Here is a 23241-nt window from a genome sequence, read left to right as displayed (position 1 = left end):
TTTTTTACACAAAAAAGCTCAGAGTATAAATACTCTGAGCTTTCATTTAGAATAAATTAGTTTGCAACAACGTTAACAAGTTTTCCAGGAACAACAATTACTTTACGAACTGTTTTCCCTTCAATTTGGTCTTGAATTGCTTCAAGTGCAAGTTGTTCCATTTCTTCTTTTGATGCGTCTTTACTCATTGTTAGTTTTGCGCGAACTTTACCCATAACTTGAACAACGATTTCAACTTCATCTTCTACAAGTTTAGACTCATCAAATGTTGGCCAGCTTGCATATGTGATTGTTTCATTGTATCCAAGTTTGCTCCATAGCTCTTCCCCGATATGAGGTGCAACTGGTGCAATCATTTTTACGAAACCTTCTACATATTCTCTTGGAAGTGTTTCAGCTTTGTATGCATCGTTGATGAATACCATCATTTGAGAAATCGCTGTGTTGAAGCGAAGCTCTGCATAGTCTTCTGTTACTTTCTTCACTGTTTGATGGTAAGCTTTTTCAAGCTCTTTATTTGGTGCGTCAGTAATTTTCTCACTTAATTCACCGTTATCTTGAACGAATAGACGCCATACGCGGTCTAGGAAACGACGAGCTCCGTCAAGACCATTTTCAGACCAAGCGATTGAAGCATCTAATGGTCCCATGAACATTTCGTATAGACGAAGTGTATCTGCACCGTGGCTTGCTACGATATCATCAGGGTTTACAACGTTACCTTTTGATTTACTCATTTTCTCGTTGTTTTCACCTAGAATCATACCTTGGTTGAATAATTGTTGGAACGGTTCTTTCGTTGGAACTACACCGATATCGTATAATACTTTATGCCAGAAACGAGCATATAGTAAGTGAAGTACAGCGTGCTCTGCACCACCGATATAAATATCAACTGGAAGCCATTGTTTTACTTTTTCAGGATCTACAAGTGCTTCGCTATTGTTTGGATCGATGTAACGTAGGTAATACCAACAGCTACCAGCCCATTGCGGCATTGTATTTGTTTCACGACGACCTTTTTTACCAGTCTCAGGATCAACAACATTTACCCACTCGTCAATGTTAGCAAGTGGTGATTCACCTGTACCTGAAGGACGGATGTTTTCTGTTTTCGGAAGAACTAATGGTAATTCCTCTTCTTTCACAGCTGTCATTGTACCATCTTCCCAGTGAATTACTGGAATTGGCTCACCCCAGTAACGTTGACGGCTGAATAACCAGTCACGTAGACGGTACGTTACTTTTTGATTTCCTGCGCTCGTTACTTCAAGCCATTCAATCATTTTTGCGATTGCTTCTTCTTTATTTAATCCATCAAGGAATGCTGAGTTTACGTGTGCACCATCACCTGTGTACACTTCTTTCGTAATATCTCCGCCTTTTACAACTTCCTTCATTGGAAGATTAAATACTGATGCGAATTCATAATCACGCTCATCGTGAGCTGGAACTGCCATTACAGCACCTGTTCCGTAAGTTGCAAGAACATAGTCAGCAATCCAGATTGGTAATTTCTCACCGTTTACTGGGTTAACTGCGTAAGCACCAGTGAATACACCAGTTTTTTCTTTCGCAAGTTCTGTACGCTCTAGGTCACTCTTCATTTTTACAGCGTTAATGTAAGCTTCTACCGCTTCTTTTTGTTCTGCTGTTGTAATTTCTGCAACAAGTGCATGTTCCGGAGCAAGTACACAATATGTTGCACCAAATAGTGTATCAGGACGCGTTGTGAAAACTGTGAACTTCTCATCTGTACCGTCGATGTTGAAGTGTACTTCTGCACCTTCAGAACGACCGATCCAGTTACGTTGCATATCTTTTAAACTTTCAGGCCAATCAAGCTCATCTAGATCTTCTAATAGACGATCTCCGTAAGCTGTAATTTTTAACATCCACTGTCTCATCGGACGACGCTCAACTGGATGTCCACCACGCTCACTCTTACCGTCAATGATTTCTTCGTTTGCAAGTACTGTACCAAGTGCTGGACACCAGTTTACAGGTACTTCATCAACGTAAGCTAAGCCTTTTTCAAATAGTTTTAAGAAGATCCATTGTGTCCACTTATAGTAGTTTGGATCTGTTGTATTTACTTCACGGTCCCAATCATAAGAGAAACCTAATGATTTAATTTGGTTACGGAACGTATTAATATTATGCTCTGTAAATTCAGCTGGGCTGTTTCCAGTATCAAGTGCATATTGCTCTGCTGGAAGACCAAATGCATCCCATCCCATTGGATGAAGAACGTTATACCCTTGCATACGCTTCATACGAGATAAAATATCTGTCGCTGTATAACCTTCTGGATGTCCTACGTGTAGGCCTGCACCTGATGGATATGGGAACATATCTAGTGCATAAAATTTTGGTTTTTCTGTCTCATCTGGCGTACGGAATGTTTTATTCTCTTCCCAGTACCCTTGCCACTTCTTCTCAATATCTTGATGATTAAAGCTCATGAGATACCCTCCTTGAAATTCTATTTATTTTCACCGCCCAAAATACAAAAAACCTCTCATCCCTAGAAAGGGACGAGAGGTTATAGATTCCCGCGGTACCACCCTAAATTAATGTAAAAATATACATTCGCTTAGATCCGTAACGTGGATTAACGGCAATTGCTACTATTAGTTTCACAACTGCAACTCAAAGGCGAGTTCATAACGAAACGTGGATTGACTTGCACCGACCGTCAACTCTCTAAACCAGCTTCTATTACTACTACTCCTTCTCACTGTTATTACACATATAAGTTAAGTGAACTATCCTTCATCTAGTATCTCTTAAGAGCTTACTTAAAGCGAGGACTTCTCGGTTAATCGTTACTCTTAATAACTAACGAATTCATCTTAAGACAGCCGAGCTATCTCCCTTGTTCTAAAGGTTGTTTTATTTAAATATATTCTAAAACATGTGAACATGTTCCGTCAAACTAAACTGCAATTTTTTCTTCAACTGCTTCTTCTACTTTTACTCGTTTATCATAAATACTCGTTGCTATAAGCGCTACTACAAGCATTACCATGATTGCTATAAACAATACTTCCATATTGTATAAATCCACAATTGCTCCGCCAACGACCGGCCCGAACATTTTCCCTACAGTCGCCGCACTATTTACGACCCCTTGATAAAACCCTAATTTATCTTTTGGTGCAAGTATATTTGCAATCGTTGGAACCGCAGGCCATACAAATAACTCACCAATTGTTAATGTTACCATCGCAATGAGGAACATCGTAAATTGCTGCGCTTGACTTAGCACAATGAATGACGCCGCAAAAATGAAAATTCCAATCATAATTTGTTGCTTTAAAGAACGCTTCATCCAGCGAATTAACATACTAACTAACGGCTGCGCACAAACGATCATCGCTCCGTTTATCGTCCATAATAAACTATAGTGGCGAAGGCTAATATTCAATTCTTGCATATGTGTTGCAATCGCTCCTTGCCACTGTACGTATGTAACCCAGCATAAAGCATATGCTACACATACGATAAGAAGTGCTTTGAATCCAGGTGTAAGTGACCAACCTTTTTTCGTCTCGACTTCTTTTTGCACTCCTGGCTCTTTCTTGTCTTCCATACCACGGAATCCAATAAAAGCAATTAAGAAGAAAACAAAGTATAAAATAAAGTTCGCTAAGAAAATATAATCAAAACGATATGAAGCAACTAAACCACCGCACGCTGTTCCAATCGCAATACCAACGTTTTGTCCAACGTACATCGCATTAAACGCTCGTCTTCCGCCCTCTGGCCAAACCGTACCAACCATCGCGTACATCGATGGGAAGACCATCCCAGAACCGAAGCCGATTAACGCTAGCCACACAACATATAACGGCCAACCGTGGAAGAACACAAGACCTAAAATCGATACAAGTGTAATGACAATCCCTACTAAAATTGATTTATAACCGCCCCATTTATCAAATAAAACACCGCCGAGCAAGTTTCCGATTACACCAGTAAGCGAGTTGATCATTAATACCATTCCGGCCACAGATAAAGATTTGCCTAGGTGATCATGCAAATAAATTGTATTAAAAGGCCATAAAAAAGAAGCACCCGTGACATTAATAATCATCCCAGCTACTAATAGCCATACTTTCCTTGGCATAGTTTCCCCTCCTATTCTATTTTTTTCGTTCATATATATAACAGTAAAATTGTAGTCGTTTTTAAATAGGAAGGCAACTGATTAATAGTTGATGAAATTCAGATAATGGTTCGACGGTAAATGAAATTATACTTATCCCTGCTTGAAAATATATCAGCGATTTTGGAAATATATCGACCGCAACTCAAAATATATCAGCGATTATTAAAATATATCGACTTACCGACAAAAAGTGACAACAGTAACAATATATAAAAGGGTAGACTGCATGAAATTTTCATGCAGTCTACCCTTATTTATATTATCCAACTTCTTTTTCTCGCTTCGCACGTTCTTTAGCGCTCCATTTAAATATTTTATCTAGTAAGGAATATATTCTTCCGGATTCTTTCGTTAACAAAGGTCCTAACGATGCTAATATTAAAACATACAAAGCTGAGAATGGTTTAATCGTTGCCATTAAACCGCCCGCAATTCCAATATTCGCGACGATAATGGAAAATTCTCCGCGTGATACAAGTGTTAAGCCGATATTCGTAGAAGCCTTATGCGATAACCCAGCTTTACGCCCCGCAACCATTCCAGCAGTAAAATTACCGATAAGAGTAATGAAAACTGCTCCTAATGCCAACCACACTGCTCCGCCAAGTGAAAATGGGTCTATACTTAAACCGAAGCTGAAAAAGAATATAGCTCCAAAGAAATCACGAAACGGAACGACAAGCTGTTCAATTCGATCACTATGCTCTGTTTCAGAAAAAACGAGTCCTAGTAATAATGCTCCAATTGCCTCTGCAACATGAATCGTTTCTGAAAATCCTGCTACAAAGAATAAAATAGCGAATATTACGATAATAAAAATTTCATTGGACGAAATATCTAACATTTTATTTAAGAATCGTGTAGCTTTTCTAGCAACTACAAAGAATAGTAGCATATACCCTACTGCGATTAAAATAGATGTAAGAGCACCTACAAATGACGTTGCCCCTCCGAGTACTAATCCTGAAACGACTGATAAATATACCGCTAAAAAGATATCATCAAACATAATGATTCCTAAAATTAGCTCCGTCTCTTTATTACCAGATCTTCTTAAATCAACAATTACTTTCGCAACAATTGCACTCGATGAAATTGTTATGATCCCAGCAATAATTAATGTTTCTAATAAGGGGAAACCCATTATATATCCGTAAAGTAAACCTAATATAAAATTAAGCGATATATGAACAGTTCCCCCAAAAGCAATTGATTTTCCTGATTTAATTAATTTTTTAATTGAGAATTCTAAGCCTAAATAGAATAAGAGGAATATAACGCCAACACGGCCGAGGAAGGAAATAACTTCTCCACTTTCAATAAATCTTAAATCGATAAGCCCTAAATCTGGGGCATGTGGTCCCACTAGCATACCGAGTATAATGAGAAACGGAATAATCGAGAACTTTAACTTTGCAGCGAGAATAGCTGCAAAAGCGACTAATACTAACGCAGTTCCAACTTCAAAGATTAAAGTATCCATCGATTATGAATCCCCTCCTACTGAAAGCAACTCATTAATAATTCTTTTTACTTCATGTCTTTCGCCTGATAATACGAGCATATCGCCAGCTTCAATGATAGAATCTGGGCCTGGATTAAAGAACTTCTTCATATTCTTTTTCAAAATGGCAATAATCGTTACGTTATATGTGTTTCGAACATGTAAACTACCAATTGTTTTTTGTACAACTGGTGCATTATTTTCCACCTTAAACCACTCAATTGATAATCCCTCAAAAGCCATTTCAATCGTATCTAAAGCTTGTGGCCTATATACCATTCCGCCCAATATAGCTGCAATTTGTCTCGCTTCAGAATCACGAAGAGAGACACTTGAAATACTCTCTTCATGATCAGCATCAAAATGGTACATTTCTCTTCGGCCATCATCATGAATAACGATAACCATCTTTTCATTACCTTTTGTAATCACTTCAAACTTACATCCAATACCCGGCAGTTCACTCTCTCTAATATTCATATTTTCCGCCTCCTAATTTTTTAGTTACGGCTTTTATAAATCGACATCAATCTCCGTTTTAAAGGTCTCATCCTTTGAGATACCTAAATACTTTAGTGTCTCTGATGGAGTCGCGTGATGAAAATGTTTTTGCAATAGCGCAATCGCTATCCCTCTTTTGTACGCATGAAATCCGAACGTTTTTCGCATTGAATTCGTTCCGATTTTACCAACAACTCCAACTGCTTCTGCAGCATTATGAATTACACGATACGCTTGTTGGCGCGTAATTGAATTTGGCGTTTTATTAGATTGAAATACGTAATTTTCTCTTTTAACGCCAATAGATTGTACGTAATCTAAAAGCGCTTCTTTTACTTTTGTATTTAAATAAATATCTTGTTTAAATTTTTCATCTTTCACAGGAAGAGCATAAAACTCTTTAACAGTCCCGTCTTCATTTAATACATCTTCAAATTTCATGCTAAGTAGTTCTGTAATTTTTAATCCTGTGTTAATTCCAATAACAAATAAAAGATAATCTCGCTGGGAGTGCTCTTTTAAATATTTTTTCATAGCCTCAATTTGGCTTATATCTTTTAATGCCTCTACAACTTCCATACATGTATTCTCCTCATCTTATGAACGGTAATTTTCTCATTATGTTGTCCATTTTACCTTATCATGCTATGAGATTTCCATGTGTTATCCATTATTTTCACAATATACTCAGGTGGTTCTGAAAACTTTCAATGTGGAAACTTACGATTGTATAAATACGTTGCGGTAAAAAAATGTGGGGATAAAAGTTCAGCTTCTTTCTACAGATTGGATTCCTCCTTTCCTTATACAGCTACTTCTACTTTTATATTACGTTACTTACTTACATTATATTATACATTTCAGTAACATTAAAGTGTTTTTTTCTGAAAATAATAAAAACCGAGCGTTTTTGCTCGGTTTTTATTATTAATCTTCTTTCGGAAGAACAATTCCTTTATACAATTGAACGGTAATGAAGTAATAAATCGCATAAATAACTACGAAAATTACAATTGGTACCCAAATACGGAAGTACGGATCGATTAAAATAAATCCGAAAATATTCATACCAACTAATACGTGAGCGATACCCACAATTGCTGGGAATAAGAATACTAAGAATAACTCTTTATAAATCGATTTCGTTAGTAACTCACGGCGCACACCGATTTTACGAAGCATTTGATAACGCGTAATATCTTTTGATGCACCAGAAAGAATTTTAAACATAAGGCAGCTTGCCATCATTGCTAAGAACGCAATTCCAAGGAAGAATCCCATAAATACTGTTCCACTCGCAATGCCATAGAACCCACTATAAGCTTGATATTTACTATCCATTTGTTCAGCTTTTACATTTTTATATTTATCTAGCTGCAACTCATCAAGTTTTTTCCATTCTTTTTTATATGTTAAAAAATCATCTGTTTTTCCGATAAATGCTATACCTTCTTTACCATTTATCCCATCGTACATTTTTTGATCTACAATTTTAATTGCATGATCATTGTATAAATAATATGGATGGATTGTACTAAAAGCATCTGTCCATTCCGCTGAAAGTTCTTTAGTATTCGCATCTTTTTGATTCATCTCTCTAGAAACTGCACCTACCGGTAGTTCCTCTGAAACTTTTTTCGTATTTACTAAATCCTTCATAGACTTCATCTTTGCCATATCTTTTACGAAAGGACGATTTTTCTCTAAATCTTCTTTTACATAGTAAACGTATTTATCATCAACTTTATAACGATATTCGCTTTTCTCTTTAAATGTAATACCATCTAAAATTTTCTTTTCTTCAGCTGTTGGATTATGAACTACTGAATCATATATTACTAAACCATCTACCATTTTTATAACGTTATTTTTAAATGCCATACCACCTGAAATTGCACCAGCTCCAAGTGCAACTAACATTGCCACTGTTGCAAGTACTTTCGTTAAACTATTAATTCGGAAGTTTAATTGTGCAAATGTAAAAGCATTAAGTCCTTTTTCACTACGCTTTTTATTACTTTTTAACTTTTTAATAATGACTGGAAGAAGTGAGCCAAATAGCATGTAAGTACCAGCTGTCGTTGTAATTAATGCAATAAGGATTCCCATCTCTTTTAGTTTTTCCATATAAATCATAGATGCATAACCTATACCTAATAAAATAACAGCAAGGAATGCCACTACAACTGTCTTTTTACCTTTTACTGCAACACGCTCTGTTTGTGCATCTGCATGTACTAGTTGCAATACAGAAATACGTGACAATTTAATACTGTTCATAATTGCTGATAATACAAATAGTGCAAAGAAGAAGATACAAGTAACAGTCATAGATGGTAGATAAAATGCTTTATACCCTTCACCAGCAAATTCAAGCTGTTTCATTAATAACTGTCCAATACCTTCTGCAAGTCCTACTCCAACTGCAATCCCGATTGCAAGAGACGCAGCACCTAATACGATTGTTTCAATAAACATAAGTAATGTAACTTTATGTTTTTTCGCACCTAACATCATATACATACCGAACTCTTTTTGACGAAGAGATAATAAGAAAGAGTTTGCATATAAAATGTAGAAGAACGTTATAATTGCTAATAAAAATGATCCTGCTTGGAATACGAATCCAATAGATTTAATCACTGAATTAGATTCTAAAAATGCTTTATTCAGTGCTAACGTTTGGAACATGTAAAAAATTGAAATCGACATGACAAGACCAACAAGTAAGACGATATAATCTTTCAGCTTACTTTTCAGCCCCGACATGGAAAGTTTAAATAACATACTGGAACCTCCTTTCTTACGCCTTTTGTGTACCTAAATCTGCAAGTACATCTAAAATTTCTTTGTAGAACTCTTCACGCGTACCACCGCGATGAATTTCTTTATATAGCTCACCATCTTGAATGAATAAAATACGCTGACAGTAACTTGCACTATATGGATCATGCGTAACCATCATAATCGATACGCCTTGATCTTTATTTAAGTTTGTCATCGCATCAAGTAAACTCGTTGCATTTTTAGAATCAAGCGCTCCTGTTGGCTCGTCCCCTAAAATAATTGCCGGCTCATGCACAAGTGCACGCGCTGCTGCTGAACGTTGTTTCTGTCCACCAGATACTTCAGATGGATACTTTTGAAGAATTTCTGTAATCCCTAACATATCCGCTACTTTTTCTACTTTCGGTCCAATATTACGTGATGCGACACCTTGAAGAGATAATGGAAGTGCGATGTTTTCATAAATAGATAAGTTCTCTAATAGGTTAAAGTCTTGGAAAATGAATCCTAATTTTTGTGAACGGAAATCAGAAAGTTCACCTTGCTTCATTTTCGTAATATCCGTACCCGCAATTTCAACAACGCCGCCCGTTGCTTTATCAAGTGTTGAAATTACGTTTAATAATGTCGTTTTACCAGAACCAGATGGTCCCATAATCCCTACAAACTCACCCTCTTGAATTGAGAATGAAACACCTTTTAATGCATGTGATTGGTTCTCACCTTTTTTACCGTACACTTTTTGAACGTTTTTCACGTCTACAACTGGTTTCGTCATATATATCCTCCTACGCTTGTTTTTCCATTACCTATTTTGCGCTTTTTAGAGGCGAACTGCTATTTGTTAACATTACATTTACCTTACACTTTTGTAATATAAAAAAGATAAGTGTGTAAGGTTCGTTGATAAATGAAATTTTATTAGCGATTTCTCAAATATATCGGCGATTCGCGAAGGAATATCAACTTTCCGAAAAAGATGAAAATGAAAATAAAAATGGGCTGTTCCACAAAAGGAATAGCCCATTTCTCTCTCTATTTCTTTAAAGGTGTTACCGTCCAATACGTAACAACTCGCCAAATCCATTCTAATGGACCCATTTTAAAGATTTTCATCCAAATTACGCTAAAGACAATTTGAATTGCATAAATTGCAATACACACATATAAAGTCTGCATGTACGTTAAGTTTTCTGCAAAGTTAAATACACTTCCTGCGATTAAAATCATTGCAGTTTGTCCAATATAATTCGTTAAAGCCATGCGGCCATAATATTTCAATGGTGCTAATAATGTTTGAACTGGTTTTAACTGAAGTAATAAAATTAATGCTCCTACATAGAAAGCTGAAATAATTGGTCCAACTGTAATGCCAATTTTTAAGAATTGACCTGCAGCGTCCACTGTTCCATCCTCATTCATGAGCATCATATTTACAAATGGTTCGGCAGGAACGTGTCCATATTGATACCATAACGCGACAACACTTAAAACAAACATAATTCCTGTAAAAATAGCGACTTGTTTAATTTTTGCTGAAAGATTTTCAAATACTTTATACTGCCCCGCAGCAAGACCTAATAAAATTAACCCTAATGGTAATAATTCCTTAGCTGCCATAATACTAAAAGCTATCGTAAGAATAAGACCAATTACTACATTCACTTCTTTTTTCGCTTTATAAAACGGTAAAACGATTAACCCACAAATTGCGTATAACGCTAGTGCTTCTCCAGGCTGAAACATTTGATGAATTAAACCAAAAATAAATAATGCTACTAAGCGACGTAAAAATAAAACATAGCCATTTTTCCCTTTCGCAATCGCTCTTGAAATAAAGATATAGAATCCCACTCCAAATAAGAATGAGAAGATTGAGAAGAAACGACCTTCTACAAATAAGTATAAAAATCTTTGATAGCTAGCATCCACTGTATTAGGATCTGGAATTTTAATGTTAAGTAATGCGAGAATATTTACTAAAATAATTCCCAGTAGTGCAAAGCCACGAATGTAATCTAACTCATCAATTCGCTTGTTTGTAATATTGTTCCCCATAAAGCAACTCCTTGTATAAAATTTAATCCTTCCTTACTCTACTGGAGAAAGCTGCTCACAACTATCGACAAACCTTACATAAATCTTACATTATTGTCATATAGCAAAATAAAACCAGGTCATATTTCGACCTGGTTTACTCTGATTGTTTTGATTTTTGAGGTTGTCCTTTTTTACTATTACGCTGTTTTACTTGAACAATCGGATCAAGTTCATTCGAAAACTCAGCGTTATGTCCATTTTGTGTTTTTTGCTCTGGATTATTTTGATCTGAACGTTTCGCCATTACATTCACTCCTTATTAGTGCGGTGTAATAATCATTTGATGTTGCAATTGGCGAATTGCCATACGTGCTCTATTTAATTGCTCACGTTGCTCATCATTCGCATGTTGTTGCATCGTTTGTAAATCGTTATATGCTTGTTCTAATTGCAACTGCGCATCCGAATACTCCATCGTATTATAATGCTCTTGTCTCATACCTTGGTCTAATTGTTCTTTCGCATATTCCACCGCTTGTTCCGCTTGTGTAATATACGATTCAAGTGATTGACGCTCTGCCATAATTGTCCCTCCTTGCTTCAATTCCCCTTTAGTGTGTCCCTTCCTTATGAACCTTATGAGTATGTTATAATGGATTTTGTGTTATTTTGACTCGGCTTAGGAGGGAAAGTAATGAAGGTTCAAAACCCTTTTCCATATACAAACGACAATAAACGTTATCATACATGGAATTATCATTTACGAAATGAATTTGGTGAAAAAATCTTTAAAGTTTCATTAGATGCTGGCTTCGATTGCCCGAACCGTGACGGTACAGTTGCTTATGGCGGTTGTACATTTTGCAGTGCTGCTGGATCTGGTGACTTCGCTGGCGATCGCCGCGATGATGTTATAACGCAATATCATGAAATGAAAGAAAAAATGCGCTCAAAGTGGAAAGATGGAAAATGTATCGCTTATTTCCAGGCGTACACAAATACACATGCACCACTTGAAGTGTTAAAAGAAAAATTCGAACCGCTTCTAGCAGAAAAAGACGTTGTCGGTCTTTCTATCGCAACTCGTCCAGATTGTTTACCAGACGATGTTGTTGAATATTTAGCGGACTTAAATAAACGCACGTACCTTTGGGTTGAACTCGGACTACAGACCGTTCATGAACGTACTGCAAATCTTATTAATCGCGCTCACGATTATCCGTCTTATGTGGAAGGTGTAAATAAATTACGTAAGCATGGCATTCGAGTTTGCTCTCATATTATTAACGGTCTTCCTCTTGAAGATTACGACATGATGATGGAAACAGCACGTGAAGTAGCGAAGCTTGACGTACAAGGAATTAAAATCCACTTACTTCATTTATTAAAAGGAACGCCAATGGTGAAGCAATATGAAAAAGGACAACTCGAGTTCCTTTCTCTTGAGGATTACGTAAGTCTCGTTGTTGACCAACTTGAAATTATTCCAGAAGACGTAATTGTGCACCGTATCACAGGTGACGGTCCACCTGATTTAATGATTGGCCCAATGTGGAGCTTAAATAAATGGGAAGTATTAAATTCCATCGATGCAGAATTTGTACGCCGCGGAAGCTGGCAAGGAAAATATGCAAATGAGGAGAAACAAAAATGAAATTAGAACGTGTATTACCGTTTGCTCGCACTCTCTTGCAAACAGCAGTAAAAGAAGGCGATTACGCTGTAGATGCAACACTCGGCAATGGGCATGACACTTGCTTCCTAGCTGAAATCGTTGGAGATAACGGAAAAGTATTTGGATTTGATATTCAAAAAGAGGCAATTGAAAGCTCAACAACTCGTCTAAAAGAAAAAGAACTTTTCGAACGCACTGTTTTAGTTCACGATAGTCACGATACACTTCTATCCGTATTACCGGAAGATGCAAAAGGAAAAGTAACAGGCGCAATTTTCAACTTAGGTTACCTTCCAGGCGGAGACAAGCATATCGTTACAAAACCGAACTCAACAATCTCAGCGATCGAACAATTATTAGAAGTAATGGCACCTGAAGGTATCATCGTCCTTGTTATTTACCACGGACACCCAGAAGGACAAGTAGAACGCGACGCTGTGCTTACATTTGCTGAAGAACTAGACCAAAAACAAGCACACGTACTGCGATACGGCTTCATTAACCAACAAAATAACCCGCCATTTATTGTGGCGATTGAGAAGCGATAATATATCAACGATTTTTCAATTATATCTATCGTAACTCGGGATATATCGATTGTTCGACAAAACATAACAAAAAAAGACGTGCATTCACTGCACGTCTTTTTTTATTCTCCTATATAATGGATATATAGACTATTTAAAGAAAGAAGGATAGAACTTTGCTAGTAGAACTACGGGGAATTCAAAAGAAGTACGGCAAATCACTTATACTAGACAATATTGATTTATCCCTTCCAGAAGGAGAAGCACTCGCCATTGTTGGCGGAAACGGGACGGGAAAAAGTACTCTACTCAAAATAATTGCAGGATTTGTTTCACCTACGGCAGGGGCACTTCAAAGAAAAGAACATATACAAATTGGCTATGTACCTGAACATTTTCCTGAAGGGATTCGTTTTACATTAGAGGATTATTTATATCATCTCGGCCACATTCACGGTTTATCAACCAAATATTTAAAAGATAAAATCCCGATGCTTCTTGAATCTTTTCATTTACAGCATGCAAGACATTCTGTTGTACGAAACTTTTCAAAAGGTATGAAACAAAAAACTAGTATTATGCAAGCATTACTTACAGACGTCCATTTATTAATTTTAGATGAACCGCTTTCTGGGCTCGATCCTAACTCTCAGCAAGAATTAGAACATATTTTACTCTCATTAAAACAACAAGGTATATCTATACTCTTCACATGTCACGAAAAACAACTATTAGAAAACTTCGCCGATAGAATTGTGACGTTAGCAAATCATACAATTGCAGAAAATACCTCTGCACAAAAAGTAGCAGAACAGGTCTATATTGAGGCAATCGTTCACGACACATTTTCAGCAATAGAACTACAAAAGCAATCCGGTTTTATACACGTTGCACACAATGCAAATCAAAATCTTATTCAATTACAAATCGAAAAAGAATATACAAACGAAATACTTCAGTTTTTATTACATAAAAAAGCATCTATCACACTGCTACAACCTAACTTTTAAATCGAAAGAAGGTTTATTATGTTTGCGCTTATTCGTTACCATTTTCTCGACTATACAAAATCGTATAAGTATGTCCCTCCTATTGCGATGTACTTTGTGAGCTTGCTTTTTGTATATACATATAAACCGACTCCTATTGTACCGACATATTTAGAAACAGCTCTCGCGCTTTATTTATTATCTGCCTGGATTACGGTCACAATTTTTCATACTGAAGACCCTGTACAAGAACAAATTACTATTTCTCACACAAATAATATTTCCGCATTATACGTTGGTAAATATATTACAGCTCTTCTCATTTGTACTGTATTATCTTTTATATCCGTAATCTATCCAATTATTTTGCAAATGTTTAATGAAAAAATGACTGTTTCTTTATTTTTAGTCGGATTTCTCGCTCACATGTCTTTCTCTATACTAGGAATTTCAATTGCAACTTTATTTACTAGAAATATTATTCCAAAAGCAAGCACAGCTTGGCTTAGCCTGACATTTATATTACTTATAACGATTGCCTCCATCCGGTTTAAAAAAGAGTTACTATGGTTTTTACCACCTATCGAAAGCTTTCTAATGCTTGGCCAATATAAATTTAATATACTTACTCACACGCTATGGCTCACAGCTTGGGCTATCGTATATTCATTTTTATTACTTACTTTATTTCTTTTTATCGTTCGCAAAAAACGTTTTTAATTACATATTAAAGGGGACTAAACAATGATCGGAATACTAGCAGGAATGGGTCCAAAATCAACTGGACCATTCGTCGATACAGTTGTAGCAAGGTGCCAAACAATATACGGAGCAAAGTATGATATGGACTTTCCTCATATGATGATTTACTCGTGCCCAACACCGTTTTACATGGATCGCCCTATTGATCACGAAGCGATGAAAAAAGCAATTATTGACGGAGCACAAAAACTTGAAAGTACTGGCGCAAGCTTTATTGCTATGCCGTGTAATACGGCGCATCTTTATTTTGAAGAATTACAGCGTTCGCTTTCTATCCCGATTTTAAATATAGTCGATGAAACGTTACAAGCAATTCCTGAAAATACAAAAAGAGTCGCTCTTCTCGCAACAGAAGCAACTGTTCAAGCTAGGATTTACCAAGATGGGATTGCAAAGCGTAATATAAAATACATTCATCATGAAAAATGGCAGGAAAGCATTAATCAAATTATTACTTGCATTAAATCTGGAGAGATTGAAGAAGCTCGCGAATTGTGGAATGCGCTCGTTTTACAACTGAGAGATGAAGTAGATACTGCAATTATCGCGTGTACCGATTTGAATGTGGTGGCGAATGAGGATTTTGTTGATTCCTCTCAATATCTTGCTGAAGCGGTTGTTGAAATGTATTTATCAAATAAGAAGAAACATTTATAAACGTTGAAAACCCTAAAAACTTTTAACTTTCTTCACAATTCTTTCAAAGTAATCACACTTAATCTCGCTATATTAAATAAGTAGTTATTCATATAGGGAAGGTTAGGGGAACTGAAAGTATGAAACAAAATCGTTCGCTTCATTACATTTTTTGGCGTTGGCATTTTTATGCTGGACTTTTTATTACGCCGCTTCTTATTACTTTGTCACTGAGCGGAATTGGGTATTTATTTCGGGAGGAAGTTGAAGATTTCATCTATAAAGATTTATATTTTGGAAAGAGCGCTCAAACAGAATCTATTTCGATGGCTGATTCTATTTCCTTAACAGAGAAAAAATATCCACATTATAGCGTGGCGAAAATTAGTGAGTTTAATGGGGATTATAATACGAGACTTACGATTGCAAATGAGTATACTGGGCAACAAAAATATGTGTATTTAGATAGTAATAATCAAATTGTTGGGGATCAAAACGCAAGTGAAACGTTTGCCAATATAATGAGGGAATTACATAGTTCTCTTTTAGTTGGTGGCACTGTCGTCAACTATACTGTAGAACTTGCAGCATGCTGGACAATCTTTTTAATCGTAACCGGATTGTACATGAGTATACGCCAATTCAAAAACACACCATCATCCAATAAGCGAGAAAAAGCAAAAAGACGTCATTCTATTATCGGTATTATATTTACAATTCCTCTCTTTCTGCTAATCGCATCTGGATTGCCATGGTCAGGATTTATGGGGAACCAAATTTATAAAATTGCATCTTCTAATGAATCACTCGGATATCCAAAATTGTACATGGCACCGCCTGAATCAAAGGTAAAAGAATTGCCGTGGGCAACAAGAAAAGAAGCTCCTCCTGAATCGAATTCAAATGAACCGAAAGCAATTTCTGTCGATGAATTACAAAAAGGAATTGAAATAAAGAAGCCATATGTTATTTCACTACCAGCTGATCCGAAAGGTGTATTCACTGTTTCGAAATCGAGCGGTTCTGGTATTACAGGGATGCATGTTGCACCAAATGAAGAGATAACAGCTTACTTTGACCAATATAGCGGGGAGCTCATTTCAAAAACGGACTATCGTGATTATGGATTACTTGCACAATGGTTCACTTACGGTATCCCGCTTCATGAAGGACATTTATTCGGATGGCCAAATAAAATATTATGCTTACTAACGACATTATCTCTACTACTTCTCATTTATTACGGAATAAAAATGTGGTTAGCAAGAAAGCCGAAAGGAAAATTAGCAGCACCTCCAAAGCAAAGAGATAAGAAAAGCGTACTCGTTTTCTTTATCATGATGGTTATATTAGGCGCTGTCATGCCTTTATTCGGACTATCTGTTTTAGTTATTTTTGCGATTGAACTTCTCATATATGTATTTTCAAAAATACGATCATAATAAAAAGAAAACCACTCTACATGAGTGGTTTTCTTCATCACTGCGCCATTTTCTTTCGGTACATCTTCCCGTTCCAATAGAAGAATCTTGAAGTGAGGCCTCCGTACTTTACAATGCGCCGTGCCATTTTGTGCATATTCTTTTGTGCTGATACTTTTTGATCTGATAAATAAATACCAAGTAATCCTCGGCTTATAAGACGATGAAACTTCGCATGAGGCAAATCACCAATGCTCTTCTCTGCTTCTTCTACAAAGTGTTTCATACGATCTAATATAGCTTGCTCGTTTTCATAATAACTACAGAAATTCAAATCTCCGCCTATGCGGTCTTCTTCTTGATCGATGAAATAATCAAGTAAGATATGAAGTCCTTGTACGTAAGGAAAGTATCCTTGTCTAATTTTCGCAATATCTTCATCATGTAATTCATCATGAAATGCATATGCTACAAGGCAGAAAATTCCAAGCGTAGAACCGGCACATGCTGAAAATTCAAACCAGCTCATCTCAGGTAAGTTTTCTTTATGTGCTTCAAACCATGTTTTCAGGCGCGGTTCTCTCTCTTCTAACTTCACGTGTTTATGAATTTGTAAATCACAATAATAACAAGCAAGTTCATGGAGAACAGGAGCGATTTTGTCATAGTGCTTCGTTTTCTTTAAAACATCTTGGCACGTTTCAACAAGTTCATCTAAATAACCACCATCATCTTGATCATCACGGTAACGATAATAATTACCGCCACCTTCCACTTCAGGTGATAGTGCCATTAACATTGATTCATGTAGCGCGGCAAAATCATTTGGATCAAGTGATGTACTGCGATCACATAAATTATCTAAATAGTCGCTGATCGTTTGATACGCTACGATAAAACGAATACATTCCTCTCGGTGTTCATTTGCTAGCAGCGATAAAATGCCACCGCCCTCACAATGAAACGTTTTATGCTCAATACTTGCGATTGCCTGACTATGAAGCTCATCATTCGGAATATGGTAGGCACGCTCTTTCCACATCGCTAGCTCATGGTGTACAACCGGAAACACATCACGGTATACTTTCGCCATGAGCGTTATGGGATTACTCGGTACGTTCACTTCTTCCTTCATCTCCTCTATTAAATGTACAAATAATGATTTATTTGTTTGTTTTTACTATATTATTGACATGTATTTCAGTAAATGACTGAATATAATTCAAAATTTCATCACGCTCATACTCATTTAATAACTCGTGATAACAATTCGGCCATTCTCTATATGCCTTATCACCTATTTTAACATTATCAAACCACATGCGGACACGTGTTTTATCTACAAGTTTATCCTCACATGCTTGCATTAGCAAGAGCGGAACATCTGGAAAATCATCTATTTTTTTATGAGCAATTTCGATAGACTTAATCAATTCACTATACCAACGTACTGATACTTTGCGCAAGAACAAAGAATCATTCTCCATTGCATCTCTCACTTCATGGTTACGTGTTGACATTTCCACCGTAAGATTCGTTGCAAATTGCAATTTTGGAGCCACAACATTTAATATTTTTGAAGCAAATTGAAGCGGAGCAGAGGGTCCAGTCACTACCCCTAAACAAGGCGAACTCAAAATAATACCCTCGACATCTTCTCTCTTCGTTTCTTGCATCATACGAATGACAATAAGACCACCCATACTATGACCGAATAGAAAAATAGGTAATCTATACTTTCTTGCTTCTTTCACCCATAATTTAACTTCCTCTATGTATTCATCAAATGAATCAATATGTCCTCTATTTCTTGAAGTCGTTCCATGTGACGGAAGGTCCCCCATCACGACGTGGTAGCCGATATGATTCCACATTTCCGCAACGGCTTCGTAACGTCCGTGATATTCCATTGCGCCGTGCACAATAACAATGACAGCTTTCGCTTCCTCTGCTTCATAATTCCACATACGGACCTCCTCCATTTCGCTCTTTCTCATAATTTGATACACTAAAACTAGTCTCTAGGAAAGGAAGACTTTACATGATATATCCTTACAAAGAAAAAAATCCGAAAATTGCGAGTAGTGCTTTTATCGCTGACTATGTTACGATTACAGGCGATGTTTCCGTTGGAGAGGAATCAAGTATTTGGTTTAATACGGTCATCCGTGGTGATGTGTCACCAACAATCATTGGAGACCGAGTAAATGTACAAGACCAATGTACCCTCCACCAAAGCCCTCAGTATCCTCTTATTTTAGAAGATGATGTTACAGTTGGGCATCAAGTTATTTTACATAGCTGTCATATTAAAAAAGATGCTTTAATTGGAATGGGATCCATTATATTAGATGGTGCTGAAATCGGCGAAGGAGCTTTTATCGGCGCTGGAAGCCTCGTTTCACAAGGAAAGAAAATTCCACCAAACACGTTAGCTTTCGGTCGCCCCGCGAAAGTCATTCGTGAATTAACAGAAGAAGACCGTAAAGATATGGAGCGTATTCGTACGCAGTATGTTGAAAAAGGTCAATATTATAAATCACTACAAAAATGATTTTACTGCTGCCATAATACTGGCAGCTTTTTTATATAAAAACTAACTTTTTCTTTACAAAACATTATTACTCCCTCAACAAAATCTTATTAAAATAAAAGCTAATATCTCCATATATATGTAAACGAGGGAGGAGAATTTTCATGAAGGTCAGTGGATTATATAAAATAGAATGTTACATTTTTAAAGGAATTAATCGCTACTTTGATCAAAAAACATTAAACATCTTTTTCAGCAATATTACCCATATCGGTGGTGCTACTTTCTCCATTGCACTTACACTTTTCTTTTTAATTTTTGCAAAAGGGACTTTACACCAAGCAGCAATCGCTACTGCTATTTCTTTAGCAATTAGCCATATTCCTGTACAAATATTAAAAAGGTGGTATCCACGAAAACGTCCTTATTTAACAATTCAGGATGCGAAATATCCAGTCCATCCATTAAAAGACCACTCTTTCCCGTCTGGTCATACAACAGCCGTTTTCTCTGTCTTCATTCCATTTATTTGCTATAATCCAAGCTTACTTGCTTTCCTATTACCGTTAGCATTATGCGTCGGTATTTCACGTATTTATTTAGGACTTCACTATCCGTCAGATGTGTTCGTCGGCATGTGCCTTGGCACTTGCTCTGGCATCATCTCTTTTTATCAATTCATCCCACTTTTCACATAAAGGAGTGATATGATGAGAGTCGCCATTTTTACCGATACTTTTACGCCACAAGTTAACGGGGTTGCGAAAACGTTAGAACGATTAACAAGTTACTTTCAGAAAGAACAGATCGCCTATTCTGTTTTCGCCCCTCAGCATACAGCTGAAGATAATTTCGTAGCTAATGTGAACAAGATGAGAAGTATCCCGTTAACAATATTATATCCAGAATGTCGCTTTTCTTTTCCTACTCCGCGTATTAAACGGGAACTTCATTCCTTTAAACCTGACATTATTCACATTGCCACACCTTTCAACATGGGACTTTGTGGACTGTATTACGCCAAAAAGTTAAACATCCCAGTTGTCGGTTCTTATCATACTGATTTCGATGCGTATTTACGCTATTACAAAATTGAATTTCTCTCCAATATGCTTTGGAACTATTTAAAATGGTTTCATAGTCATATGCAAAAAAATTTTGTTCCCTCCTCTGAAACATTACATCAATTAAAAAATAAAGGCTTTCAGGCCCTCTCCATTTGGGGACGTGGTGTAGATTGCACACTCTTTCATCCAGCTTACAATACAGACCTATTCCGAAAAAAATATAATATTACAGCGAAGTACGTTCTTTCCTATGTAGGACGAATTGCTCCTGAAAAAGATATTGATACGTTGCAAAACCTTATCGTTAAAACATCGCATACTCGAAACGACATTCATTGGCTCATCGCAGGAGACGGACCTCTAGCAACAAATTTGCGTGAAGCTGTTCCACAAACAAATGTCACTTTTACTGGCTATTTACAAAGTGCAGATTTAGCTGAAGCATATGCTTGTTCTAACATAATGGTATTTCCATCAGCTACTGAAACATTCGGAAATGTCGTACTTGAATCACTCGCATGTGGCACACCTGTCATTGGTGCAAATAGTGGCGGGGTTAAAAATATTATTACAGATGGAAAAACGGGAATTCTTTGTCCCCCTAAAAATGAGGATGCATTTCTATCATCCATTTATTCTTTATTGCAAAATGAAGAAAAACTTGAGCAGATGGGAATAGCAGCTTCATCTTTTGCGAAATCAAAGAGCTGGGATGAGATCTTTCGTGGCTTGCTTAACCAATATGAAGAAGTACTTCAGCATAACGCATCAGAGTTGCTTGCTTAAATAGAAAAACTCCCTTCAAAAAAACGAAGGGAGTTTATTACACACTTGTAAATTTTAGTTGAATGAATGATACATAAGGTGAAATATCATTTATTTCCATATTTATTATAACAAAAATAAACATAACTAAACAGACTTGTAATAAAAACCCATAAAAATTAATATATGGTTATACAGCGATTGTTCCCCAATTCTGTATATCAAAAAACCTTTCATTCATTTGAAAGGTCTTTTTGAGCCTGCACATATTCTTCTTTCGTATTTACATTTATAAACCAATCCGCATTCGCTTGTACATCTTCTCCAGAAACATACTTCACATTACATTGTGATAAAAGCTGCCCCATACTTCTTTTTTCATCTTGAAGCAAAGCATAAATCTTTTCTTTCACGCGGTTATGATACGCTGCAAGTAGCGTTTGTTTTCTTCCATTAATAATAGGTACAACCGCATCATATTCATTGCTCGTTTGCTCTAGTAAAATGGTAAACCATTCATGCGAAACGTTTGGCGCATCGCAAGGCATAATAGCGTACCAATCTGCTTCTATGTATTCCATACCTGATACAATGCCGGCAAGCGGTCCATTTCCTTTATAGTGCGGAATATCTTCTATAACAGGAACTTGTACGAATTGCTCTACTCGCTCTTTTATATCAGAGTGACTGATGACTACAACTTCTTGGAGCGCACTTGTCATCTCTTTCAAAATATGCTCAATAAAAGTACTATTTTTCCAGCTCGCTAAAGCTTTTGGCTCACCGAATCTACTCGACATACCGCCCGCTAATACAATTCCAGCCCACTTACTCATTGGCGATGCAGCTCAAATGTAATATGGCCTAATTCCGGTAAAATTAATTTATTCATCGCAAGACGAACCGCTCCGCTCGACCCTGGCATCGAGAAAACTACTTTGCGTCCAATTGTACCGCCAATTGCTCTACTTAACATTGCGCTGCTTCCGATATCTTCTAAATAACTAATCATGCGGAACAGCTCACCAAACCCGACAATCTCTTTATCTAATAGAGCTGACACTGCTTCGATTGTTACATCACGCTTCGTAATACCAGTACCGCCATTTGTTAATACAACATCTACATCTTCCCTATGATAACCAGCTAACACTGCTTGCTGAATACTTTCTTTATCATCTTTTACAATTTCATAAGAGGTTACTATATGGCCCGCTTCTTTTAACAATTCATGTAATAGTTGTCCGCTCTTATCCGTTTCTTCCGTACGTGTATCGGAAATCGTAACAATCTTGCAACGCACTTCTTTTGGAGCTTGTTTTTTATGTTCAGTTACACTCATTTTTTATCTTTCCTTTCTTAAAGACTTTTCTTCATTTTATCATACATATCTTTACACAATTATGTATGAAGCCAATAATGCGCCATGATACAATATAAGTATACTAACCCACAAAAAGGAAAGTGCACTTTCTTATACTCCTAGACTACACATCTTTAGCTACTCTTTATATTTTCTACATAATAGAATTCAATTTTAAAACTTGTACTAAAAAATAAATTGGAGGTCTACATAGTATGGAACTTTATAAAAAATTAACAACAACATTCATCCTCTTATTCATCGCTTCAATCACTGTCGGCTTTTCCTTAAAAGGTGCAATTCCATACGCTACATTAGTAAGCATTATATTCGCGACACTATTTTTACTAAGCAGTGCCTTTTGCGCAGGTAAAGCACGTCAAATGAAAGGTTGATTGCATATGTTCCAGTAGAAACCCCCCCTTTGTAAATCATGTAAAAAGGAAATACAAACGTATGAAAAGGCATGACTAATACGAAAAAGTATATTGAGCTAG

24 protein-coding genes and 1 other annotated feature are annotated in these 23241 nt (G+C 36.6%); of the genes, 10 read left to right on the top strand and 14 right to left on the bottom strand.

All coding sequences use genetic code 11. The annotated features are described in order from the left end of the window. Nucleotides 1-56 precede the first annotated feature (56 nt). From leuS to DN400_RS11665, 10 genes are all read right to left on the bottom strand, one after another. Complete coding sequence (gene leuS, locus DN400_RS11715) at nt 57-2465, bottom strand: leucine--tRNA ligase (protein ID WP_000009442.1); 2409 nt, start codon at nt 2463-2465, stop codon at nt 57-59. 65 nt (nt 2466-2530) lie between these two features. Then, nucleotides 2531-2750: a binding site (T-box leader), on the bottom strand. A gap of 188 nt (nt 2751-2938) precedes the next feature. Continuing rightward, nucleotides 2939-4132: an MDR family MFS transporter gene (locus tag DN400_RS11710; protein ID WP_001137537.1), complete on the bottom strand. Its 1194-nt coding sequence runs from the start codon at nt 4130-4132 to the stop codon at nt 2939-2941. A gap of 301 nt (nt 4133-4433) precedes the next feature. After that, nucleotides 4434-5657 carry a cation:proton antiporter gene (locus tag DN400_RS11705; protein ID WP_043935251.1) on the bottom strand — a complete coding sequence of 408 codons (1224 nt, stop codon included), beginning with the start codon at nt 5655-5657 and terminating at the stop codon, nt 4434-4436. Between the two features lie 3 nt (nt 5658-5660). Beyond that, nucleotides 5661-6158, bottom strand: a complete 498-nt coding sequence (locus tag DN400_RS11700) for a cation:proton antiporter regulatory subunit (protein ID WP_001026053.1) — start codon at nt 6156-6158, stop codon at nt 5661-5663. A 33-nt stretch (nt 6159-6191) separates the two neighbouring features. Continuing rightward, nucleotides 6192-6758, bottom strand: coding sequence for a tyrosine-type recombinase/integrase (locus tag DN400_RS11695; protein WP_000454206.1), 567 nt, complete (start codon nt 6756-6758; stop codon nt 6192-6194). Between the two features lie 348 nt (nt 6759-7106). After that, nucleotides 7107-8966 (bottom strand): FtsX-like permease family protein, encoded by a 1860-nt coding sequence (locus DN400_RS11685; protein ID WP_050822136.1) that lies wholly within the window; start codon nt 8964-8966, stop codon nt 7107-7109. A 16-nt stretch (nt 8967-8982) separates the two neighbouring features. Beyond that, the gene (locus DN400_RS11680; protein WP_000165837.1) at nt 8983-9744 is read right to left on the bottom strand and encodes an ABC transporter ATP-binding protein; all 762 of its coding nucleotides are present in this window, start codon (nt 9742-9744) and stop codon (nt 8983-8985) included. Nucleotides 9745-10001: 257 nt separating this feature from the next. Continuing rightward, nucleotides 10002-11024, bottom strand: coding sequence for a DUF418 domain-containing protein (locus DN400_RS11675; RefSeq protein ID WP_065229460.1), 1023 nt, complete (start codon nt 11022-11024; stop codon nt 10002-10004). 136 nt (nt 11025-11160) lie between these two features. After that, nucleotides 11161-11310: a hypothetical protein gene (locus DN400_RS11670; protein ID WP_001129340.1), complete on the bottom strand. Its 150-nt coding sequence runs from the start codon at nt 11308-11310 to the stop codon at nt 11161-11163. 15 nt (nt 11311-11325) lie between these two features. Continuing rightward, nucleotides 11326-11589 (bottom strand): YtzC family protein, encoded by a 264-nt coding sequence (locus DN400_RS11665; protein WP_000840869.1) that lies wholly within the window; start codon nt 11587-11589, stop codon nt 11326-11328. Nucleotides 11590-11700: 111 nt separating this feature from the next. On the opposite strand from DN400_RS11665, the gene mnmL reads away from it, so the two are divergent. The 6 genes from mnmL (at nt 11701) to DN400_RS11630 (ending at nt 17037) form a co-directional block, all read left to right on the top strand. Further along, a complete protein-coding gene (gene mnmL, locus DN400_RS11660) occupies nt 11701-12660 on the top strand; it encodes a tRNA modification radical SAM protein MnmL/YtqA (protein ID WP_000868033.1) in 960 nt (319 codons plus the stop codon). Continuing rightward, complete coding sequence (mnmM, locus tag DN400_RS11655) at nt 12657-13229, top strand: tRNA 5-(aminomethyl)-2-thiouridylate-methyltransferase MnmM (protein WP_000764492.1); 573 nt, start codon at nt 12657-12659, stop codon at nt 13227-13229. The genes mnmL and mnmM overlap by 4 nt, the downstream gene beginning before the upstream one ends. Nucleotides 13230-13384: 155 nt before the next feature. Then, nucleotides 13385-14218, top strand: a complete 834-nt coding sequence (locus tag DN400_RS11650) for an ABC transporter ATP-binding protein (RefSeq protein WP_025118656.1) — start codon at nt 13385-13387, stop codon at nt 14216-14218. A gap of 18 nt (nt 14219-14236) precedes the next feature. Then, nucleotides 14237-14917 carry an ABC transporter permease gene (locus DN400_RS11645; protein WP_065229462.1) on the top strand — a complete coding sequence of 227 codons (681 nt, stop codon included), beginning with the start codon at nt 14237-14239 and terminating at the stop codon, nt 14915-14917. Nucleotides 14918-14941: 24 nt separating this feature from the next. After that, nucleotides 14942-15616 (top strand): aspartate/glutamate racemase family protein, encoded by a 675-nt coding sequence (locus DN400_RS11640; RefSeq protein WP_000579349.1) that lies wholly within the window; start codon nt 14942-14944, stop codon nt 15614-15616. 119 nt (nt 15617-15735) lie between these two features. Next, on the top strand, nt 15736-17037 hold the full coding sequence (locus DN400_RS11630) for a PepSY-associated TM helix domain-containing protein (protein ID WP_000812665.1): 1302 nt from the start codon (nt 15736-15738) through the stop codon (nt 17035-17037). A 37-nt stretch (nt 17038-17074) separates the two neighbouring features. On the opposite strand, the gene DN400_RS11625 is transcribed toward DN400_RS11630, so the two are convergent. Continuing rightward, entirely contained in the window at nt 17075-18139 is a 1065-nt protein-coding gene (locus DN400_RS11625) for a tetraprenyl-beta-curcumene synthase family protein (protein WP_001102475.1), read from the bottom strand. Nucleotides 18140-18179: 40 nt separating this feature from the next. Continuing rightward, the gene (locus tag DN400_RS11620; protein ID WP_098312888.1) at nt 18180-18983 is read right to left on the bottom strand and encodes an alpha/beta hydrolase; all 804 of its coding nucleotides are present in this window, start codon (nt 18981-18983) and stop codon (nt 18180-18182) included. Nucleotides 18984-19057: 74 nt separating this feature from the next. Here DN400_RS11620 and DN400_RS11615 point away from each other — a divergent pair, with 74 nt between their 5' ends. The 3 genes from DN400_RS11615 to DN400_RS11605 all read left to right on the top strand — a co-directional run bounded on the left by DN400_RS11615 (nt 19058) and on the right by DN400_RS11605 (nt 21402). Then, the gene (locus tag DN400_RS11615; RefSeq protein ID WP_000640208.1) at nt 19058-19570 is read left to right on the top strand and encodes a gamma carbonic anhydrase; all 513 of its coding nucleotides are present in this window, start codon (nt 19058-19060) and stop codon (nt 19568-19570) included. Between the two features lie 143 nt (nt 19571-19713). Beyond that, nucleotides 19714-20247 (top strand): phosphatase PAP2 family protein, encoded by a 534-nt coding sequence (locus DN400_RS11610; protein ID WP_000868582.1) that lies wholly within the window; start codon nt 19714-19716, stop codon nt 20245-20247. A 12-nt stretch (nt 20248-20259) separates the two neighbouring features. Then, entirely contained in the window at nt 20260-21402 is a 1143-nt protein-coding gene (locus DN400_RS11605) for a glycosyltransferase family 4 protein (RefSeq protein ID WP_097997157.1), read from the top strand. 212 nt (nt 21403-21614) lie between these two features. Here DN400_RS11605 and DN400_RS11600 read toward each other — a convergent pair whose 3' ends face one another. Further along, complete coding sequence (locus DN400_RS11600; protein ID WP_025118651.1) at nt 21615-22217, bottom strand: molybdenum cofactor guanylyltransferase; 603 nt, start codon at nt 22215-22217, stop codon at nt 21615-21617. After that, complete coding sequence (locus DN400_RS11595) at nt 22214-22723, bottom strand: MogA/MoaB family molybdenum cofactor biosynthesis protein (RefSeq protein WP_078400712.1); 510 nt, start codon at nt 22721-22723, stop codon at nt 22214-22216. The genes DN400_RS11600 and DN400_RS11595 overlap by 4 nt, the downstream gene beginning before the upstream one ends. A gap of 236 nt (nt 22724-22959) precedes the next feature. Between DN400_RS11595 and DN400_RS11590 the strand changes: the two genes are divergently transcribed. Continuing rightward, nucleotides 22960-23139 carry a hypothetical protein gene (locus DN400_RS11590; RefSeq protein ID WP_000424797.1) on the top strand — a complete coding sequence of 60 codons (180 nt, stop codon included), beginning with the start codon at nt 22960-22962 and terminating at the stop codon, nt 23137-23139. Nucleotides 23140-23241: the final 102 nt, after the last annotated feature.

The sequence above is a fragment of the Bacillus sp. AR8-1 genome (genome assembly GCF_008042345.1).
Lineage (GTDB): Bacteria > Bacillota > Bacilli > Bacillales > Bacillaceae_G > Bacillus_A > Bacillus_A cereus.
Note: the sequence above shows the minus strand (reverse complement) of the source record. Positions and strands in the feature narration are given on the sequence as shown.

Coding starts and splice junctions, on each gene's coding strand:
- leuS (WP_000009442.1), bottom strand. CDS start 2,465: ATGAGCTTTAATCATCAAGATATTGAGAAGAAGTGGCAAGGGTACTGG.
- DN400_RS11710 (WP_001137537.1), bottom strand. CDS start 4,132: ATGCCAAGGAAAGTATGGCTATTAGTAGCTGGGATGATTATTAATGTC.
- DN400_RS11705 (WP_043935251.1), bottom strand. CDS start 5,657: ATGGATACTTTAATCTTTGAAGTTGGAACTGCGTTAGTATTAGTCGCT.
- DN400_RS11700 (WP_001026053.1), bottom strand. CDS start 6,158: ATGAATATTAGAGAGAGTGAACTGCCGGGTATTGGATGTAAGTTTGAA.
- DN400_RS11695 (WP_000454206.1), bottom strand. CDS start 6,758: ATGGAAGTTGTAGAGGCATTAAAAGATATAAGCCAAATTGAGGCTATG.
- DN400_RS11685 (WP_050822136.1), bottom strand. CDS start 8,966: ATGTTATTTAAACTTTCCATGTCGGGGCTGAAAAGTAAGCTGAAAGAT.
- DN400_RS11680 (WP_000165837.1), bottom strand. CDS start 9,744: ATGACGAAACCAGTTGTAGACGTGAAAAACGTTCAAAAAGTGTACGGT.
- DN400_RS11675 (WP_065229460.1), bottom strand. CDS start 11,024: ATGGGGAACAATATTACAAACAAGCGAATTGATGAGTTAGATTACATT.
- DN400_RS11670 (WP_001129340.1), bottom strand. CDS start 11,310: ATGGCGAAACGTTCAGATCAAAATAATCCAGAGCAAAAAACACAAAAT.
- DN400_RS11665 (WP_000840869.1), bottom strand. CDS start 11,589: ATGGCAGAGCGTCAATCACTTGAATCGTATATTACACAAGCGGAACAA.
- mnmL (WP_000868033.1), top strand. CDS start 11,701: ATGAAGGTTCAAAACCCTTTTCCATATACAAACGACAATAAACGTTAT.
- mnmM (WP_000764492.1), top strand. CDS start 12,657: ATGAAATTAGAACGTGTATTACCGTTTGCTCGCACTCTCTTGCAAACA.
- DN400_RS11645 (WP_065229462.1), top strand. CDS start 14,237: ATGTTTGCGCTTATTCGTTACCATTTTCTCGACTATACAAAATCGTAT.
- DN400_RS11640 (WP_000579349.1), top strand. CDS start 14,942: ATGATCGGAATACTAGCAGGAATGGGTCCAAAATCAACTGGACCATTC.
- DN400_RS11630 (WP_000812665.1), top strand. CDS start 15,736: ATGAAACAAAATCGTTCGCTTCATTACATTTTTTGGCGTTGGCATTTT.
- DN400_RS11620 (WP_098312888.1), bottom strand. CDS start 18,983: ATGTGGAATTATGAAGCAGAGGAAGCGAAAGCTGTCATTGTTATTGTG.
- DN400_RS11615 (WP_000640208.1), top strand. CDS start 19,058: ATGATATATCCTTACAAAGAAAAAAATCCGAAAATTGCGAGTAGTGCT.
- DN400_RS11610 (WP_000868582.1), top strand. CDS start 19,714: ATGAAGGTCAGTGGATTATATAAAATAGAATGTTACATTTTTAAAGGA.
- DN400_RS11605 (WP_097997157.1), top strand. CDS start 20,260: ATGAGAGTCGCCATTTTTACCGATACTTTTACGCCACAAGTTAACGGG.
- DN400_RS11600 (WP_025118651.1), bottom strand. CDS start 22,217: ATGAGTAAGTGGGCTGGAATTGTATTAGCGGGCGGTATGTCGAGTAGA.
- DN400_RS11595 (WP_078400712.1), bottom strand. CDS start 22,723: ATGAGTGTAACTGAACATAAAAAACAAGCTCCAAAAGAAGTGCGTTGC.
- DN400_RS11590 (WP_000424797.1), top strand. CDS start 22,960: ATGGAACTTTATAAAAAATTAACAACAACATTCATCCTCTTATTCATC.